The sequence below is a fragment of the Bacillus yapensis genome (assembly GCF_005280205.1).
GTDB lineage: Bacteria > Bacillota > Bacilli > Bacillales > Cytobacillaceae > Robertmurraya > Robertmurraya yapensis.
Genome location: NZ_SUND01000018.1, coordinates 12,406 through 31,473, shown reverse-complemented (window position 1 = coordinate 31,473; position 19,068 = coordinate 12,406). Strand labels below are relative to the sequence as shown.

General features: G+C 37.1%; 12 protein-coding genes and 1 pseudogene. 2 read left to right on the top strand and 11 right to left on the bottom strand.

The window, feature by feature from the left end:
• Positions 1–134 precede the first annotated feature (134 nt).
• From FAR12_RS18830 to FAR12_RS18810, 5 genes and pseudogenes are all read right to left on the bottom strand, one after another.
• Positions 135–1,417, bottom strand: a pseudogene (locus tag FAR12_RS18830) (ABC transporter substrate-binding protein).
• 114 nt (positions 1,418–1,531) lie between these two features.
• On the bottom strand, positions 1,532–2,944 hold the full coding sequence (locus FAR12_RS18825) for a response regulator (RefSeq protein WP_126410324.1): 1,413 nt from the start codon (positions 2,942–2,944) through the stop codon (positions 1,532–1,534).
• A complete protein-coding gene (locus FAR12_RS18820) occupies positions 2,925–4,364 on the bottom strand; it encodes a sensor histidine kinase (protein ID WP_126410323.1) in 1,440 nt (479 codons plus the stop codon). The genes FAR12_RS18825 and FAR12_RS18820 overlap by 20 nt, the downstream gene beginning before the upstream one ends.
• Complete coding sequence (locus tag FAR12_RS18815; protein WP_246010446.1) at positions 4,345–5,247, bottom strand: sugar-binding protein; 903 nt, start codon at positions 5,245–5,247, stop codon at positions 4,345–4,347. Before FAR12_RS18815 ends, FAR12_RS18820 begins: the two co-directional genes overlap by 20 nt.
• A 270-nt stretch (positions 5,248–5,517) precedes the next feature.
• The gene (locus tag FAR12_RS18810; protein WP_126410321.1) at positions 5,518–6,642 is read right to left on the bottom strand and encodes a 3D domain-containing protein; all 1,125 of its coding nucleotides are present in this window, start codon (positions 6,640–6,642) and stop codon (positions 5,518–5,520) included.
• A 576-nt stretch (positions 6,643–7,218) separates the two neighbouring features.
• Between FAR12_RS18810 and FAR12_RS18805 the strand changes: the two genes are divergently transcribed.
• Entirely contained in the window at positions 7,219–8,598 is a 1,380-nt protein-coding gene (locus tag FAR12_RS18805; RefSeq protein WP_126410320.1) for a polysaccharide deacetylase family protein, read from the top strand.
• Positions 8,599–8,718: 120 nt separating this feature from the next.
• Here the strand turns inward: FAR12_RS18805 and FAR12_RS18800 are convergent, their stop codons facing one another.
• The 6 genes from FAR12_RS18800 to FAR12_RS18775 form a co-directional block, all read right to left on the bottom strand.
• On the bottom strand, positions 8,719–9,738 hold the full coding sequence (locus FAR12_RS18800; protein WP_126410319.1) for a LacI family DNA-binding transcriptional regulator: 1,020 nt from the start codon (positions 9,736–9,738) through the stop codon (positions 8,719–8,721).
• A 30-nt stretch (positions 9,739–9,768) separates the two neighbouring features.
• The gene (locus tag FAR12_RS18795) at positions 9,769–12,099 is read right to left on the bottom strand and encodes a glycoside hydrolase family 31 protein (RefSeq protein ID WP_126410318.1); all 2,331 of its coding nucleotides are present in this window, start codon (positions 12,097–12,099) and stop codon (positions 9,769–9,771) included.
• 52 nt (positions 12,100–12,151) lie between these two features.
• Complete coding sequence (locus tag FAR12_RS18790) at positions 12,152–12,994, bottom strand: DUF1189 family protein (protein WP_126410317.1); 843 nt, start codon at positions 12,992–12,994, stop codon at positions 12,152–12,154.
• A 38-nt stretch (positions 12,995–13,032) separates the two neighbouring features.
• A complete protein-coding gene (locus tag FAR12_RS18785) occupies positions 13,033–13,884 on the bottom strand; it encodes a sugar ABC transporter permease (RefSeq protein WP_126410316.1) in 852 nt (283 codons plus the stop codon).
• A gap of 2 nt (positions 13,885–13,886) precedes the next feature.
• The gene (locus tag FAR12_RS18780; protein WP_126410378.1) at positions 13,887–15,161 is read right to left on the bottom strand and encodes a sugar ABC transporter permease; all 1,275 of its coding nucleotides are present in this window, start codon (positions 15,159–15,161) and stop codon (positions 13,887–13,889) included.
• Positions 15,162–15,445: 284 nt separating this feature from the next.
• Positions 15,446–16,705, bottom strand: coding sequence for an extracellular solute-binding protein (locus FAR12_RS18775; RefSeq protein WP_126410315.1), 1,260 nt, complete (start codon positions 16,703–16,705; stop codon positions 15,446–15,448).
• Positions 16,706–17,218: 513 nt separating this feature from the next.
• Here FAR12_RS18775 and FAR12_RS18770 point away from each other — a divergent pair.
• Complete coding sequence (locus FAR12_RS18770; protein WP_126410314.1) at positions 17,219–18,994, top strand: glycoside hydrolase family 13 protein; 1,776 nt, start codon at positions 17,219–17,221, stop codon at positions 18,992–18,994.
• Positions 18,995–19,068: the final 74 nt, after the last annotated feature.

Genomic DNA, 19,068 nt, shown 5'->3' with positions numbered 1-19,068 from the left:
TCACCTCTAATTGCGGCTCCATTGCCATGTCCTCCTAACGAAAGAGGGAATTCCTCTAAAACTTACAAATGAGCCCCGTATCCAATGAAAGATACGGGGCATAATCTTGTTCACACCCCTGTTAGTTGAACAACTTACAGGTCAGATGCAGCATTTTTCAAAGCATTAATGAGATTGTCTACATCTTGTTGGGTAACAAAAATATTAACCGCTTGATTCACTTTTGTTAAAAAGCCTTCTGCAGCTGCTGAGCCGTGAGCTAAGCTTGCAGATAATTTAGCCGCTTTAAAGTCTTCCATTGTGTCTTTTCCATATTGATCGTATTTCGAAACATCAGCATCAACACGAGCAGGAATGGAACCTTTTAATGGGTTAAACGCATCTTGGCCCTCAACAGAACCTAGTACTGCTAAAAATTCCTTCACATCATCTGGATTTTCAATTCCTTTTGGCAAACCAAAAGTATCGGTAATTACCATGAAATGTCCATCTGTTTCAGGAGTTGTCGTATAACCGAAGTCCACATTTGTTTCTAATTTCAAGTCATTAGAGAAATAGCCCTTCGCCCAGTCACCCATAATGGTCATGGCTGCTTCCCCATTTCCAACTAGTTGAGCAGCATCCTGCCAGTTACGAGAAGCGTGATCCTCATTGACATAGCTTAAAGTCTTTTTAAACAACTCAGCTGCTTCAATCACACGTTCATCATCGAAAGCAACATCTCCACTGAATAAGCCTTTATAATCGTCTTGACCCAGTACACCTAGGAGAATATTTTCGAAAATCTGTGTAGCTGTCCAAGCTTCTTTATCTCCAAGCGCTAGAGGTGTTATACCAGCATCTTTGAGCTTATCTGCTGCAGCGAAAAATTCATCAAAAGTAGTTGGTACTTCAACACCGTTTTCTTCAAATACATGTTTGTTGTAGAAAATTACATTTCCACGGTGAATGTTCACAGGAACAGAATAAATATTTCCATCTTTACTAACCATATTAATTAAATATCCATCCACCCTTGTTCTTCATAAAAATCATTTAAAGTATCCATTTTATCCACTGCAACCCAGCCTTCATTCAACTCAGCACCGCCATGAACTTGGAACGTAGATGGTGGCTCATTCCCTTGCATACGAGTGGCTAGTACTGCTTTTGCATTTGTACCGGCACCACCAGCAACAGCCGCATTTTCTACTTTAATATCTGGATGTTTACTTTCGAATAAATCAATTAATGCAAGCAATCCATCCTCTTCACCAGCACCCGTCCACCAGCTGAAAATCTCGACAGCTCCATCGTTCTTTTCACCTGAAGTACCCTCATCAGAATCAGATGGCGTATCATTTGCAGAATCTGATGAGCATGCCCCAAGAAAAATGGCTAAAAACAGTACAAAAATTAGACTGAACAATTTCTTCACTTGCCTAAACCCCCTTTTATTCGTTATCTAATGATAACGCTTTCATATCAATTGTATGGGATTTTAATACCTATTCCGATCGTGAATATCTTCATTTTTTTACTAATTTCTTCACTATTTTACGATCGACTGTTTATATTGCTTAGGTGAGACTTGGAACTGCTTTTTAAATACCCGACTAAAATAATTCGGATCTTTATAGCCGACGAGAAAGCATATTTCTTTTAAACTAATATTTTGATCGACCAACAGCTCTTTCGCCTTATTCATTCGAAGCGTCGTTATGTAATCGATAAACGTTTCTCCGCAGCTCTCTTTAAATAGAGCTGAAAAATAGTTAGGGCTCAACTGGATCATTTGCGCAACTTCTTCTAGTGTAATCTGCTCCTGATAATGCTCATGAATATATCTCTTGGCCCGCTCGATTTTATCTTTTGATTTGTAATAAAGCTGGATGTTAAAACAACATAATTTAATAAAATCAATCCACTCTTGCTCTGTATGCATATGCACAAACGATTGGGACGGCATATTCACTTGCTTGTCATCCATTAGATGTTTCACTCTATAAAATAGTTCGTGTAGTAAATGCTCCTGTGGCTCTGTTCTAAAAAGCTCTGATAGAGCGTGTATCGCCTTTTCCTCGTTTCCTTCCATAACTCCTTGAATCATTTGTTCCACACTTTCCTCAAACTCCCGATCCACTTCTCCCCCAAATCCATATTGCCGATGGACCACATGCTTTAAATCCTGGATAGCTGTTAAGGCTTCATGAAATGAACGAGGTAAGTCGGTTATTTTTGTATAGGGCTGACCAATTCCAATGAGAGTGCGACTATCTAATAGAAGATGAAGATTTCTAGCAACCTTTAATAATTCTGTTTTTCTCCGCCTCACTTTTGAAATAAATAATAGAACAAGATGATGGTCATCTTCCTTTGTGATAACTGTATCTCCAGAGAGATGGCTCGCGTTTTCCACAAGTAACTCTACATCTTCTACCTTTTCACTCAAAATAAAAAAGTAACCGGATTGCATCTCTGGATATAAAGTTTTCTGCATAACCGCTAAGCTCTCGCTAGATTCATGCTTCATCAGTTTCGTCACCCATAATTCACTTGCGATTGAATGGGAATTCCTCATATTCTCTCGTTCTGTCTTTATCTCATGGATAATCCGCTTAAAAACTTCCAGCATCTCATCCTTTTTGCTCGGCTTAAGAATATAGTCTCTGACCCCTAAACCTATTGCCTGCTTAGCATAATGAAAAGAATCATAGGCTGAAATAATAATAAACTTACTATCTGAGTGATTCTTTTTAATGATTTCGATGGCCTCTAAACCATTAATTCCCGGCATCTTTATATCCATTAAAATAATATCTGGCTCCAGTTTTGCGGCTAGCTCAATCGCTTCACGACCATTCACCGCTTCACCAATGACAGAGGTGTCTTCAAAATTCTCCTCAATAAATTTCCTCATTGCTTTCCGTTCTAAAAATTCATCTTCAGCAATCAAGACTCTCATTCTCTGCCCTCCTCATAGGTAACAGTAAGCGAATCACGGTTCCTACATCAATCTCTGATTCTATTTCAACGATTTCATTTTCATGGTAAAAGAGTTGTAACCGCCGAATAACATTGTTAAGTCCTAGACCAGTAGAGTGACCGGTATGTGTTTTTGTGTCGGAAGACGATAAAACTTGCTTTATTTGTTCATCTGACATTCCTACCCCGTCGTCTGCAACTTCAACTACAATATGTTTTTCAGAAGCATACACCGACAGTCGAACCGTCCCACCTTTTTCATTCGACTCAATCCCATGGATAAAGACATTCTCGATTAGCGGCTGCAAGGTCAATCGAGGAATAGGAATATCTAAGCATCGCTCATCCAAATCAATCACAAACTTAATTCGCTCAAAAAAACGGCTTCTCTGGATATTCAAATATTCACAGGCTATTTTTACCTCATCTTTTAATGTCACTTCTTTATCAATATCACCTAAACTATGTCGTAAAATCGCCCCAACAGAATCTATCAAATCCGATGTAGACTTCGCGTCTTCTAAATAAGCCATTTTTGAGACAGTATTCAAGGTATTAAATAAAAAATGTGGATTGATTTGATTCTGTAAATGCTTTAATTCTAGTTCCTTCATCAATCTTTCCTGCTCAGACTTTTCCTTCATTTCTTCGATCAATTCGCGAATACTAAACTTCATTTTATTAAAAGAATCACCTAATAGCTTTAATTCATCATTGGTTTTAATGTTAATAGGCTCTGTATGAAAATTCCCCAGTGATACTTCCTTCGCTTCCTTAGAAAGGATTTGAATCGGCTTATTTATCCCTTGGGCAAAGCGAATCGCCATAAAGGCACCTAAAATAACGGTGGTCAAAAATAAAAATAAAATAAATAATTGAAAGGAACTATTTCGATGCTGTAAATCATTATAAAAAGATTGATAGTCTGATAGCTTCGTATTGATTAACTGAAGCGTGGTTTCTTGTATGTACGCAGCCATGCGTTGTTCTTCTTTCAAATGAGCCGTAGAGCTTTGGATGTCATCTAGTAAAACAAAACCGACAGCTAACTCCGTTTCCATCACAAACGCATCGATTAGGTTCAGATAATTTTTTGTTTGAATTTGCTCTCTTTCTCTACTATTTTCCTCTAGCTCTACTTTTTGTTTTTTCAATTCAGTTAACAACTGAAAGTATCGCTCTAAATCTTCATCTTTTCTTTCGATCACATAATCTCTCGTTGACTCAGAGAGACTAGTTGTTGTCTGTGATACTCCATTCAAAACAAGGAAGTGGTTAAAACTGTTATGATATTCATTCATTAGTCTACTAGAACTGAAATAGATCGAAATGGAAACGACTGTGAACAGGGCGGCGAATACGAAAAAATAGACAATTAACTTATCTCTTATTGACTTCATGATCAGCCTCTAATGGAATAATTTCTCCATTTTTAATATCACCCTTATGAATAACACTCGTTTCCGTGTATTGTAAGCGGTTTACTTTTTCCTTATTCAAAACCCTAATTAGACTAGACACCGCTTGTCTCCCCATTTCAGTTGGATTTTGCGCAATCGTTGCTTGAATTTTTCCTTGTTCGATTAAATCTAGTGTTTGGGGAAGTGTATCAAATGCGATTATATAGGGAGCATTTTTTGGCATCATTTCCTCGACTCCTTGAACAATACCAACTCCATCTAAAGCAGTAGCCCCAAAGAATGCATTCATTTGCGGGTATTTCTTCATTAAAGAATAGGTCGCGTCAATCGCACCGATTTCGGTAATATTGGATTCAACCACTTCCACTAAATGAATTCTAGTCTCTTTCTCAATGGCGTCTTTAAAGCCCTCTAATCGGAGTTTCTGATTAGGAGCATCAAACGTTCCCACAACCACTCCTACATATTGCTCACCCTTTGTTTCAGCCACTAAAGTTTGTCCAGCTAACACTCCTGCCAAATAATTATCTGTGCCAACATAGACATCTCGTTCACTAGTAGGCGCGTCCCCATCAATTGTAATAATAGGTATCCCAATATCAACAGCCTTTTTCACCAAATTATTAAATTGTTCTCCAGGTATTCCAGGTACAATAATGCCATCTACATGAGCAGAGATCATGCGATCTAATATTTCTAGCTTTTCCTCATTGTTCGACCTCGTTGGTCCCACATATTCCAAGTACACATTTTGTAATTCGGCTTCTTCCTGTGCTCCATTTTCAATGAGGTGCCAATAATCATTCCCAACCTCTTCAGTGATGAGGACAAAATGATATTGATATGAAAATGTAGATTCCATTTCACTTTTCACGTAAAAGGTCTCTTTCCCAAAATAGATCATGGATGAGAAACAAAAGAGAAATGTTATGAAGGAAAGCCCGTAAATAACGGCTCTTTTTATGTCTACTCCCCCTTTATTCGGAGATACCCAATATTTATTATATAATACAAAAATTGGTTATATATTTTATTTTTAGAATTTTTCGAGCAGATAGGTAGAATAGTGTTTTGGGGATGTTATTCAGAAATATAAAAAGGCGCTTATTAGTAAGCGCCCGAATCATAATTATTAATTTAAAATAGAAATTTTAACGACTTTACGTCCCCATTGTTTGGCTTGAGCAGCATTTGGCATTAATACATCGATTTTGTGACCTTTAATAGCACTTCCTGTATCACCAGCGATTGCCTCCCCATAACCTTCTACCCATACCTTAGAACCTAATGGAATAACAGATGGGTCTACCGCTATGATCTTCATGTTTGGATTCTTCTTGATGTTATGCCCCATATAGGTCAATCCAGTAGTTGAAGTCTCATGACTATAGGCTGTGGCTGTTACATACATTTCTTGTTTAACATTACTACTTTCTTTCGCCACCGTATTATTCGGTTGCGTTTTGTTCTCATTCACGACAGTTCGTGCCTTAGCCGCATTTTCTTGCTCTTGTTTTAATTTTGCTTGAGCCTGATTTAACTGATTCTGAATAGATGCCTTTTCATTTTCAGCCAAATTAATTTCCTTACTAATCGAATCATACTTTGCTTGAACCGTAGCTAACTCTTCTTGTCTTTTATGTAGACTATTTTCCAAGTTTGCTTGATTCGTAGCTAATTCAGTATATTGAACTTGTAATGATTGCTCTTGTTCATCAATGAGTTTTTTTTCTTCTTCAATTTTCGCCAGGTCGTTTTTCTGTTGTTCAAGTAAATCTTTATCTGCTCCAAGAATCGTAGAAACAGCCGTTACTCGTTCGAATAAATCGGTAATACTGTCCGAATTAATAAGAATAGATACGATTAAGTTCACTTGATCGTTATGCTGTAAAGAAACCAATCGTTCCTCCATCACACCTTTTCGGTTATGGACGTTATCTTCAAGGATAACGATTTCTTCTTTTTTATCTTCAATTAATTGTTTTGTTTCATTTATCTTTTCTTGAATAGCATTAATTGTTTCAGTCGTTTCAACGATTTCATCTTCTATTGCTGCTAAATCCTTTTGTACATTTTGAAGTTCCGCAGCTACTTGTTGTTTCTCGACTGTTTTTTCCTGTAGGATTTCATCCTTTTGCTGAAGCTTGTTTTTACTAGAATTGATAATTTCTTGACTTGTTTCTGCATTGGCCACGATACTTGTTGAAAGTAAAAAGATACTTGTAAAAGTGATGGCTACCCTTTTTAAGGAATGCATAAGACAACCCCTTTCTATAGATTATTTATATCACAGGAAGGAGTCGCTTTGATTACATTTATATTAAAATAGTAATACAAATCATTTCATATATTACAGTTGAATGTGCATGACGGTAGATATATAGAGTGCAAACATTGTAGGTATGAATCTATTTTATTTCAAAGTAATTTTACTGACATTGATGCCTCAGTTTATTGTAAAAATTGAAAAGAAGAGAAACAGATTAATTCCAAATAACGTCTAATTATTAATAAGGCTCTTTTCGCAAAAATTGTTGTTTTTAGATAAAAATTGATTTAAATGACTAGCAATTTGTCCTTCTAAAAATAGTAAATGGGCAGCGAAAAGTGCCGTGCAAAAATAATTTGTAGCACTAAACCTCGTAGGAGGTGTAAATGTCAGCTTTAGGACATTTACGAAATAAACAACAAGTTTTTTTCGCCAGAAAATAAACTATCAATTAGAAAACAGTTTTTAATAAGGCTCAGTGATAAAATTTTGAATTACAAATAGTGAAAACTGCTCTCCAATCTCATAATGAAGCGATCGATAAATGGCAAGGGAGGGGTATCAATGTCAAGATTACAACGATACAGGAGGAAAAGGATCAGAAAAACTTTAATCATTAATATCATTGCACTTTGTGCGATAGCAGTATTTACTTTTTATGTATCGGCCAGAGTTTTAAGGAGTCCTGAAAGCACTTCTTCTGTCAGCAATCCGGTGGACGGTTCAATTGAGGAATCTAATGTAGAGGATACCATTGATAACACGGACGATTCTAGCAAAGAAAAAGAGCGTGAAGAAAAAGTAAATCTAGTTATGAAACAAGCAGATACTTTAGCAGCTGGATATGACTTTGAAGGAGCTATTAACTTGCTTCAAGCTTTTACTAAGCAATTTGGAACAGATGATACCATATCTGAGAAACTAGCAAGCTATCAACTTGATCAAGATCGTCTAGTACCATTTGGTGCCTACAATTCCATTGATCAAATCAATCATGTGTTTTTTCATTCATTAATTGCTGACACACAAAAAGCCTTTGATGGCGATTATGATTCAAATGGCTACAATTATTATATGACGACGGTCTCTGAGTTTAAAAATATGATGACACAAATGTACAATGAAGGCTATGTGCTTGTTAGCATACACGATATAGTAAGACAAGAAACATTAGAGGATGGTTCAACACAATTTATTCCTGGAGATATTATGCTTCCTCCAGATAAAAAGCCTTTTGTCCTATCTCAAGATGATGTAAATTATTATAAATATATGGATGGGGACGGATTTGCATCAAGGATTGTTATTGACAAGAATGGCCGTCCGACTGCTGAAATGATCCTAAATGATGGAACAACATCTATTGGCGATTATGATTTAATACCTGTGCTAGAAACATTTATAGCAGAGCACCCTGATTTTTCTTATAAAGGGGCGAGAGGAATAATCGCTTTAACCGGGTATGAAGGTGCTCTAGGTTATAGAACACAAGATCCGAGTTCACCAACCTACCAACAGGATAAAGAAGCTGTAAAGGGAGTTGTCAAAGTACTAAAGGAATGGGGCTGGGAATTTGCCTCTCATAGTTATGGTCATCGTGATATGAACGCCTATACTTATTCATTCCTAGTCCATGATACCAAAAGGTGGCAAGAGGAAGTTGGGTCTTTAATTGGACCTACGGATCTCTATATTTTTCCATTTGGAGTTGATATTGAAGATCAAGATATTTATGATGGTGAAAAATATCATTATTTAAAAGATAGTGGATTTGATTACTTTTTTGGTGTGTATAAAAGCCCTTGGATGCAAGTAGGGAAAGAGTATGTCAGAATGACTAGAAGACCACTAGATGGTCAGGCCATGCTACAGTTCCCAGAAAGACTAGAAGATTTGTTTGATCTAAGTAAGGTAATCGACCAAGCTAGACCTCCGCTTCAATAACAGGATATACACTATAGTGCAAATTTCATTGATGATGACATGTCATTATAAATAGAAATTTTACCATTTTACTTCGCCATTGAATGCATAAATAAAAAAGCTATCTCAGGAGAAATCCCCCTAAGATAGCCTATTCACAGAATCCCGATAAACAATTTGATACGGAATAATTATTCGCTTTGCGGGTTCGTTTTTATTCTTTGTTTTTTCAATCAGAACTTTAGCAGATTGGGCACCAAGTTCATAGATTTGAATATCTACCGTTGTCAGTGCTGGTTTAGTAATCTCAGAAAGATAGACATTGTTAAAGCTTACTAAGGAAATATCCTGTGGCACTCGAATACCATAGCTCTCTAACATACTTAAAATCCCGAGACTAATTAGGTCATCACTGACTACTAAGCCGGTTGGTTTTGTATCTAAAGACATGAGATGTTCTACAGCCTCTCGCCCACCTGATTTGAGAAATTCCGTATGAATCCTATACGCATCGCACTCTTCTATGCCTGCCTCGTTTAAAGCAGCCACATATCCACTTTCACGATCACGTGTCACAAACAATTCCCTTGAGCCACCAATAAAAGCAATTTTCTCATGCCCCATATCGATTAAATGATTGGTTATTTCTTTCCCTGCTCTAAAATTATCATTGTCCACGTGATTGATTTCTGTATCAAAATCATAGGGCTTCCCAACGATGACAAATGGAAAACCTTGTTCTCTCAAGAAATTGGTAACCTTATCATTAATTCGTGAGTAAAGAAGAATGACGCCATCCACATAGCTTCCATATACGATGCGTTGCACTTCACTTAAAATCTCTTTTTCCGTTTCCCCTGTTGATAGATACATGGAATACTCAGCATCATGAAGGACCGAACCGATCCCTCGTAAAATTTCTGGGAAAAATGGATTTTGTAAAGCCACATTCGTAGATGATGGCATAATGACGCCAATTGCTTTTGTCGACTTGGCGACTAGATTACGCGCATTAATATTCGGATGGTATCCTAAATCTTTCATGGCTTTCCGTACTTTTTTTTTCGTGTCTTCACTTATTCTTGGGTTATTCGCAATGACTCGAGAAACTGTAGAGGGGGAAACCCCACTTATTTTTGCTACATCTTTTATCGTTACCATATTCCCACCTCTACCTTTTTCCAGCTAAGATTATAGATTAATTATACTACTATTTTTCCCATTGACTAGAACAGTTTTGTCTAAACAAAATAATTCGATCCTAATTTCCTTATATGCAGGTTGATAATTTCCTTCTTTTGATACTACATTGATTTCTACTTTATCAGCAGAGGATTGAATATCAAAAGCCATTTTGAGATATTCCCCGTTCTCATAGGCAAAGGTTTCTCCATCATCATCATAGAATGTAAACGAGTAGTTCTCATTATCAGAAGCAAAAACTTTCATCGTAAGTGTTTTGGTTTCTTTATCTTGATTTGATGTCCACTCAGTTTGCATAAGTGCAGTCCCTTTGCGCACAAAAATCGGTAAATCTTCTAATTCTGCATGTACGAGATGAGCTTGTTCCCCTTCATAGGTTGTTCCCGTTGTATATTCCACCCAATCTCCTTTAGGTAAATACACCGCTCGATCAGTGACAGAAGGATTTAAAATCGGCGCGAAGATTACATTATCCCCAAGCATAAATTGATCGTTTAAATTATACGTTTTAGCATCGTCTGGATACTCCATTAATAATGGACGCATAACTGACAGACCTTGTTCACTAGCTTGATAGAATAGCGAATACAGCTGCGGCATCCATTGATAACGCATTTGGATATATTTTTTCATAATCGCTTCGTATTTTTCACCGAACTGCCATGGTTCTTGATAACGGAAACCAATCGCCGAATGGTTTCGGAAAAATGGAGTAAATGCTCCGACCTGCATCCAACGTGTTAATAGTTCCGCGTTTGTATCATGCGCAAAACCACCAACATCTGGACCGGTAAATGGAACCCCAGACAGACCTAGGTTCATCACCATTGGAAGAGACATTTGCAAATGCTCCCAGAAACTACGGTTGTCCCCTGTCCATACAGAACCATAACGTTGGACGCCAGCATAACCTGCACGAGTCAGTAAAAATGGACGTTTTCCTTGAAGGTTTTCCTTCATTCCTTCATAGGTCGCTTGCCCCATTAACAACCCGTACACATTATGCAATTCGCGATGGGTCGTTGGATGACCATCATTTCGGTGCATGACTTCTAAATCCATTGTTTTCGATTCATTGAAAACAGCTGGCTCATTCATGTCATTCCAAATGCCTTCAATTCCCATTGAAGTGTAGAATGCATGCTTCTCGCCCCACCATTTGCGTACCTTTTCCTCTGTAAAATCAGGAAATGCACTCACACCTGGCCAAACTTCACCGTTGTAAATATCACCCTCAATATATTTACAGAAATGATCCCCAAGAACTCCTTCTTGATAAATCGGATATTCTGCATCCTTTTTCACACCAGGGTCTACAATTGGGACAATACGGATTCCCATTTCTTTCAAATCAGCAATGAGTTGATCTGGATTCGGGAATTTTTCTTTGTCAAACGTAAATACGCGATAGCCATTCATATAGTGAATATCTAAATGAATCACATCAACCGGGATATCTTTTTCAATAAAGTTCTGTGCAAGCTCTCTTACTTCCGCTTCTGTTTCATAGCTATAACGAGACTGATGATAGCCGAGAGACCATTTTGGTGGGAGTGGCATTCTACCAGTTAGATACGTGTATTGCTCCAACACCTTTTTCGGGTGAGGTCCAGCTAACACATAGTAATCCAACTGTCCGCCCTCAGCCGAGAAGGAATAATGCGCTTCAGATGATTGCAGATCAAAGTAAGTTTTAAACGTATTATCGAAAAAGATTCCGTGTGCCTTTCCATCACGTAATGTCATGAAATAAGGAATCGACTCATACAGTGCTTTTGTTTCCGGGTTATGTGGGGCATATACATCGGTATTCCACATCTCCAATTTCTCGCCGCGCTTATCTAAATGACCAGATTTTTCACCAAAGCCATAGAAGTGATCGTTTTCGTGCATTTGCTTGAATGCGATCACTTCTCCGTTTTCACGATAAGCCATCCCGTGCCCGTCCTCATTTACAAGGACTCTCCCATGCGTATCTGCAACCGTCACACGGAATGGTTCTTTTTGTAAAGTCAGAACAAGCGCTTTCGTTTTTAGGGTTAGAGCATGCTCTGTGTTAATTTCTTCTATTTCTACAGGCTCCGGACGAACCATCACTGCTTTAGATTTATCCAATACAGGTTTGTTGGTCGGATTCATTGTTAATCGAACGATCGAATCTGTAAATACCTGTAAGGCAACAAATCCGTTTGTACAGTTAAACATATAACCAGCTGCATCCTTTTCATAACCAACTAAATTACCGATATCAGTGTAGGTGATTGCTCCATCCCTTTTTTCTTTTCCTGGGTGTATAGCAAAACTTGTATCTTCAAGCATAGATGTACCTCCTGTTAACAAAAAATGTACAACTGTCCGTATCCATTTTCATTTATTTTTTATTAGTGTTCATTTGATTAACCACGTCATCACTAAAACGAGTTTTGGTAAATACCACTAAAAGCAAGATAACGAAACCAAACGTTTGCGTCATAATCATCGTAATAATATCGAATTGAATAAAACCTAATATCATTGCGATAATCGTTGGCAACCCAAGTGTATTAACAACTAAATTAACTGATTCCTTATACGTACGAATCGTTGATAGCTGTCCTTTCTTGCTTAAGTATACAAATAAAGATGAACCCAAAGTTATCAAAACAATACTAACGAGCAATAGAATAAATAAAGATACTAGTAAGCTTCCAACAATGAAGCTTTTATTTTGGATAAACCATTGTCTAGACAGCTCCGACTTCAGTTCCTCAACAGAGGATACTTCTTCTATTGAAAAATCTTTCGTATAGGTGACTGAAGTAACCGGATTTTCGCCATCTTTGATAATCAATTCATTTTCTTGAAATAAAAGTGTATTTGGAGCCTCTAAAGCTTGCTCCTTTTGTGCTGTTGATACATTTCCACCAACAATTCCAGCATCATATTCTTCAATAAAGGGCTCTGATAATGACAGAGTTCCTTCTGAAAACTCCGCACCATCCAAGAATTCGACTACGGATTCATCTAACATGGCAAAAGCATTAGGATACGTTTCTTCTACCGGATAAGAATCCATTTTTGCCATATTCACAGATAATGGAATCATCATTAATCCATTTAAAAATAACAGCACAATAACCATTTGAAACCAATTCAATTGTTTTCTACCTGTAAACACACGTTTTGGTGTTATTATGCTCTTAAAAAAATTGAGTGGAAATATATCCGTTTTCATGTTGGTCACTTCATTTCTTTAAAAATAGAATTCATGTATTATCCTTTAGTACCACCTGAAGTTAATCCTGCAACAAAGTGTTTTTGAAGCATAAAGAATAATAGCGTGATTGGTATTGCGATTAAAATGGCACCCGCAGAGAATAATGCAACCTTTTGGTTCTGTGGGTTATTGATAAATGTTTGTAATCCTATGGCAACCGTATATTTTTCCGGTGTACGTAATAGGAATTTTGCTAGCATATACTCGCCAAATGGTGTCATAAACGCCCATAAGGATTGTACGGCAATCATAGGTTTTACTAATGGTAGAACAATCTGTATGAAAATTCGGAAGTGACCAGCACCATCTAGTTTAGCCGATTCATCTAAATCATATGGCACTGTATCGAAATATCCCTTCATTAGCCATGTATTCATTGGAATACCACCACCAATGTATAGGAACATTAGGAACCAGGTTTGATTTAAAGCCCCCATTAATAATGCCATAACATAGAATGCTGTTAATGCTGCAGTAGTTGGTACCATTTGTACAATTAGGAAAAACATTAAGCTTTTCTTACGACCTACAAAACGATAACGACTATACGTATAACCTGCTAGTGTAATAACAGTTACTTGGACAACCATCGTAACTAAAGCAATAATAAGTGTATTCCAGTACCACTCACCAAATAAAGTTTCGCCAAATAGCCTCTTAAAGTTATCTAAAGTCCACTCTGTATCAAAGCTCAGGTCAAACGCTGCTACGTTTCCTGCTTTAAACGCCGAACTCGCTGTAATCAGCAGTGGGTAGATGATGATAGCTGCTAATATCAGTAGATAGAAATACGTAAAAAATTTACCAACGAACTGGGAGGTTTTTTGGGATTTCATTATTTTGTTCATCATTAATCCTCCATTTCAAATGCTTTCGTTTTCTTAAAGACAATCAACGAAATAGCTATGATAAATAAGGAAATAAATAATGTCACGGCAGATGCAACTGAATACTGAGGTGACGTTCCTGTTGTCAATTTATAAATCCACGAGATTAAGATATCGGTTGAACCTGCTCCAGCCCCAATACTTCCTGGACCACCTTCATTAAATAGGTAAATCATAGAGAAGTTATTGAAGTTACCAGTATATTGCGTAATGAAAATTGGTGCTGCAATCGTGAAGATTGCCGGCATGGTAACGTGTCTAAAACGCTGTAAGACCCCAGCACCATCAATGCGAGCAGCTTCATATTGTTCCTCTGGAATAGATTGCAGGATACCAGATACAAGTACATAAATGAATGGAAATCCTAGCCACCCTTGAATCAAAATAATGGCGATTTTTGTAAATGTCGGATCTGTCTTCCACGGCATACTTCCAATATCCACAAACGGTATTAACGCATCAATTAACGGAATGACCTGTGTGTTAATCGCACCAATACTATCATTAAACATATTAGAGAAACTCATAATTGTAATAAAAGCAGGTACTGCCCAAGGTAAAAGGAAAATAATTCCGAATACTCGCTTGAACTTAATAAACTTTTGGTTTAATACGATAGCCGTAAAAATACCAATTGTTATTTGAAGAGTTGTTGCTGCTACAGTCCAAATCACCGTCCAACCAAAAACAGCTAAGAACGTATCACGATAAGAACTTAAGAAGAATATATTTGTAAAGTTTTCAAATCCCGCCCAGTCAATAAGCTTTGCTGGTGGAATATGATAAAAATCATAATTGGTGAATGCAATAAATATTGTTACTAATACTGGGAATACAATTGCAAATACCATTGCTACATATGCTGGAATTGTAAATAAATATGGGAATCCATGCTCAACCATATTAAATAGAATGGACTTGATAGAGGTATTTACTTTTTTACCTTCCGCCCATAATTTAGCAACTTTTCTAGCGTCATTTAAATTAATCGCGTAAAAAAGTATAAATAATAGAAGAATTAGTAGTTGTAAGGAACCTTCAATTAGTATGAAAAGTGAATGGTCCATGCCAGGAGTACTTCCAAGTGTGATTAAACCAATCAATGCTTCTGCTCCAAAGTTAATCATTTCGATTACAAATAAAGCGAAAACAATTAGAAATGCAATACCCTTAAAAAGCTGCTTATTATAAATTTGTCCTAAACCAGGAACTATAGAGAGCAATGTTGCTGTTCTCATACGTTTTTTGTCAGTTTCTATATATTCCACATTATCTCACTCCCTTATAAGAAAAGCTGAAGGCGCCCGACTATCGGCGACAAGCATAAGACAAGCCGGCGTAAAGGTTGTTCTTTACCTTCCCGATGGATTGGCTTATGACCAAGGAAAAAGTGTATTTTCTTTTTCACTCGACCCGATGGCGCCTGAAGCTGGACAATTCTCAAGTTCAAAAATTATACTTTCTTATCTATAAATAAACTGAGGCAGAGAAAAAATCTCTGCCAAAGTCTATTATCCCATTATTAGTATTTTTGATCGATATTTTCACTAATAACGTCAACTGCATCATTTGCTGATTGTTCTGGAGTTTTATTTCCAGAAGCCGCATCAAACATTAATGTAGCAGCACCTGTCCAAACTTCAGCCATTTGAGGAATATTTGGCATAGGAATTGCATTATTATATTGGTTGATAACCGCAGTTGTTAGCTCATCACCTGCTTCAGCGACTGTTTTTCTTGTCATTTGGTTAGCAGGTACTTCGCCTTTAGCTTCATACAATTTTTGTTGATTTGCTTCGTTTGTTACAAAATCTAACCATTTGTTTGCAGCTTCTTTATCTTTTGCATAATTACTTGCAATCCAAGCTTTACCACCAGCAAATGGTTGATATTCTTCACCATTTGGTAGTGTAGGAATCATAGATACGCCATAGTTAACACCAGCTTCTTTGTAGTTAGAAGCAGACCATGGTCCACCAATGATAGCTGCTGCTTTACCAGATGTAAATTGCTCATCAATAAAGCTTCCAGCAGTAGTTGAATCTAACATACCTTGTGGCCATTTACCGAACCATTCAGTAGCATATTTAATGCCTTCAATAGCACCTTCATTATTTAGACCGATTTCTGATGGGTTAGTCCCATTTTCACCAAATACATAACCACCGTAAGCAGACAGTAATCCGTATGTGCTATAGAAATCTAACCAGTTAGCTAGGAACGCTGTGCTTCTTCCTTTTTCTGATTCAAATGCAAAACGCTCATCTTCTGTTAACGCTTCTAATTCTGCGAAAGTAGCAGGAGCTTTATCAATTAAATCTTTATTATAGTAAAGAATTAGAGATTCAATAACAAATGGCGCACCATAAATCTTACCATCAATTGTTACTTGTTGTTTATCTAAATCATCAAAACGACCATCATCTGGGAAAGCATATTCAGCAAGATGTCCTTGTTGACCTAAGTTACCAACTCTATCATAAGGAGCAATCATAACGTCTGGAGCAATGCCAGCAGGTCCATCTAATGGAAGTGCTTCCAAAGTTTCAAATAAATCTCTTTCTGTAACTGTTACGTCAATACCAGTTTCTTCTTCAAAAGCAGGTACAATAGAATTTACATAATCAATATAACCAGCCTCAACACCGATTTCTAAAGTTCCAGCACTTTTTTCTCCACCTTTAGTGGATTCTCCGCCTTCTTCTTTATCTGCGCATGCTGTTAATGTTAGTAAGCTAGTTACCATTGCTACTGAAGCGAATTTTTTCCAAGTAAATTTCATAACTTGTTTTTCCCCTCTTTCTTTTTTAGTTATTACCTAACAAAAACTTTTTATTTTGTAAGGCTTCAATCTAATAACTCGTAAGCTGAATGCTTGATGACAATATTAATCTTACACATTCGAAAAAGCTCTCTATCTATTTCTCGTCTGTAAGTTTAATGTTTGTCATTAACCATTTTGCCCCCTTTTAGTTCGCTAACATTTTTGCGAAAACGTTTGCGCAACCTTACAAAAACATTGTACCCTGTTTTATTTCTTTGTGCAACCGTTTTCATTATTTTTTTCAATTTTAAGTTGATAAAAATATTAGTTGTTTAGATAGTTGACAACTTAAAACGCTTACAGTAGATTAAGATTATAAAAATTTGAGGGCAATGCTTTGTTCAAAAACAACCCCGTTTACATTTGTAAACGGGGTTGTTTTCATTTAAAGGCGGGTTCTATTAAGGTAACAATTCCCCCTATTAAAGCTTGCATTCCCTTTCTATAAAACAAAATAAAAGGAGAATTTCTATGATAAAAGAAGCGATTTTTCACCGACCAAAAAATAACTTTGCCTATGCCTATGACAAAGACACCTTACACATTATGCTACAAACGAAGAAAGACGATGTTGTAGATGTTCAGCTAATTGCTGGTGATCCGTATGATTGGGTAGACGGTACTTGGCAAACCACATCAAGTCCTATGACTAAATCTGGTACTACTTCACTTTATGATTATTGGATTATTGAAATAGAACCAACATTCCATCGTATGCGCTACGGGTTTAAATGCTCAGATGAAAAGGAAACATTATATTTCACGGAGGGTGGTTTCTTCTCCAATAAACCAACTGAAATTGCAAACTATTTTTGTTTCCCATATCTCAATAATATCGATGTCTTTCAAGCACCAGATTGGGTAAAGGACACGGTTTGGTATCAAATTTTCCCAGAGCGCTTTGGGAATGGAGATTCTTCAATTAATCCAAAAGGGACGCTAGAATGGGGAAGCACTGTTCCTACTCCTAGTAACTTTTTCGGTGGGGATTTTCAAGGAGTCATCGACCACTTAGATCATCTCGTTGAACTAGGAATTAGCGGTATCTATTTCACCCCTATTTTTAAAGCATATTCGAATCACAAATATGACACGATTGACTATATAGAAATTGACCCTCAGTTTGGGGATAAAGAAACTTTTCGCCGACTCGTAAAGGAATGTCATAAACGTGGAATTCGTGTCATGTTAGATGCGGTGTTTAACCATAGTGGCTTCTATTTCCCTGCATTCCAGGATCTATTAGAAAACCAGGAAAAATCATCGTATAAAGATTGGTTCCATTTATGGGAGTTCCCTGTCGTTACGGAGCCAAAGCCTAATTTTGATACATTTGCATTTACTTCTCAAATGCCGAAGCTGAATACAGAGAATCCGGAAGTAAAGGAATATTTATTAAATGTTGCTCGTTATTGGGTAGAGGAATTTGATATTGATGGCTGGCGTTTGGATGTTGCCAATGAAGTCGACCATGCGTTTTGGAGAGAATTCCGTAAAGTAGTTAAAGCTGCTAAACATGATGCCTATATATTGGGAGAAATTTGGCATGACTCAATGCCTTGGTTACAAGGAGATCAATTTGATGCTGTTATGAACTATCCTTTTACCAATAGTGCAATCGATTTCTTTGCGAAGGACACGATCTCAGCACAAGATTTCACTGATTCCATTGTTAAAGTACTTCATATGTATCCAAAAAATGTGAATGAAGTAGCCTTTAACCTATTGGATAGTCATGATACACCTCGTATCTTAACACTTGCTAACGATAATCCTGAACGCGTTAAGCTGTTGTACCTATTCCAATTAAGCTTTATAGGGTCACCTTGTATTTACTATGGGGATGAAATTGGGATGGCAGGCGGTCAGGATCCGGGTTGCCGTGCTTGTATGGAATGGGATGAAAGTAAGCAGGACCGCGAGCTATTTAACTATGTGAAGACACTAATCGCATGGCGTAAGGAAGATCCACTCGTTGGCAATGGTGGAGATTTCCGCTTTATCCATGCGGATGTGGAAAAGAGCTATGTCGTCTATGAAAAATCGGATGAGCAACGTAGATTATTGTTCGTGCTGAATAATAGCGATGAAGAGATAGAAGTATCGAGAGAGCAACTATCTTGTGGGAAAACGATTCATGAGTTAGCGATGGAAGATGGTTCGGTTAAAAAGACATCTATCACGCTTGAAAATTCAATTCAGGTAGATGGATTAGGATTCCGAGTGTTTGAGGAAATAATAGGATAAATGGGAAAGGGACTGAGAAAGCACTTTATATGCTATTTCAGTCCTTTTATTATGTAATTTTGCTCCTGTAAGGA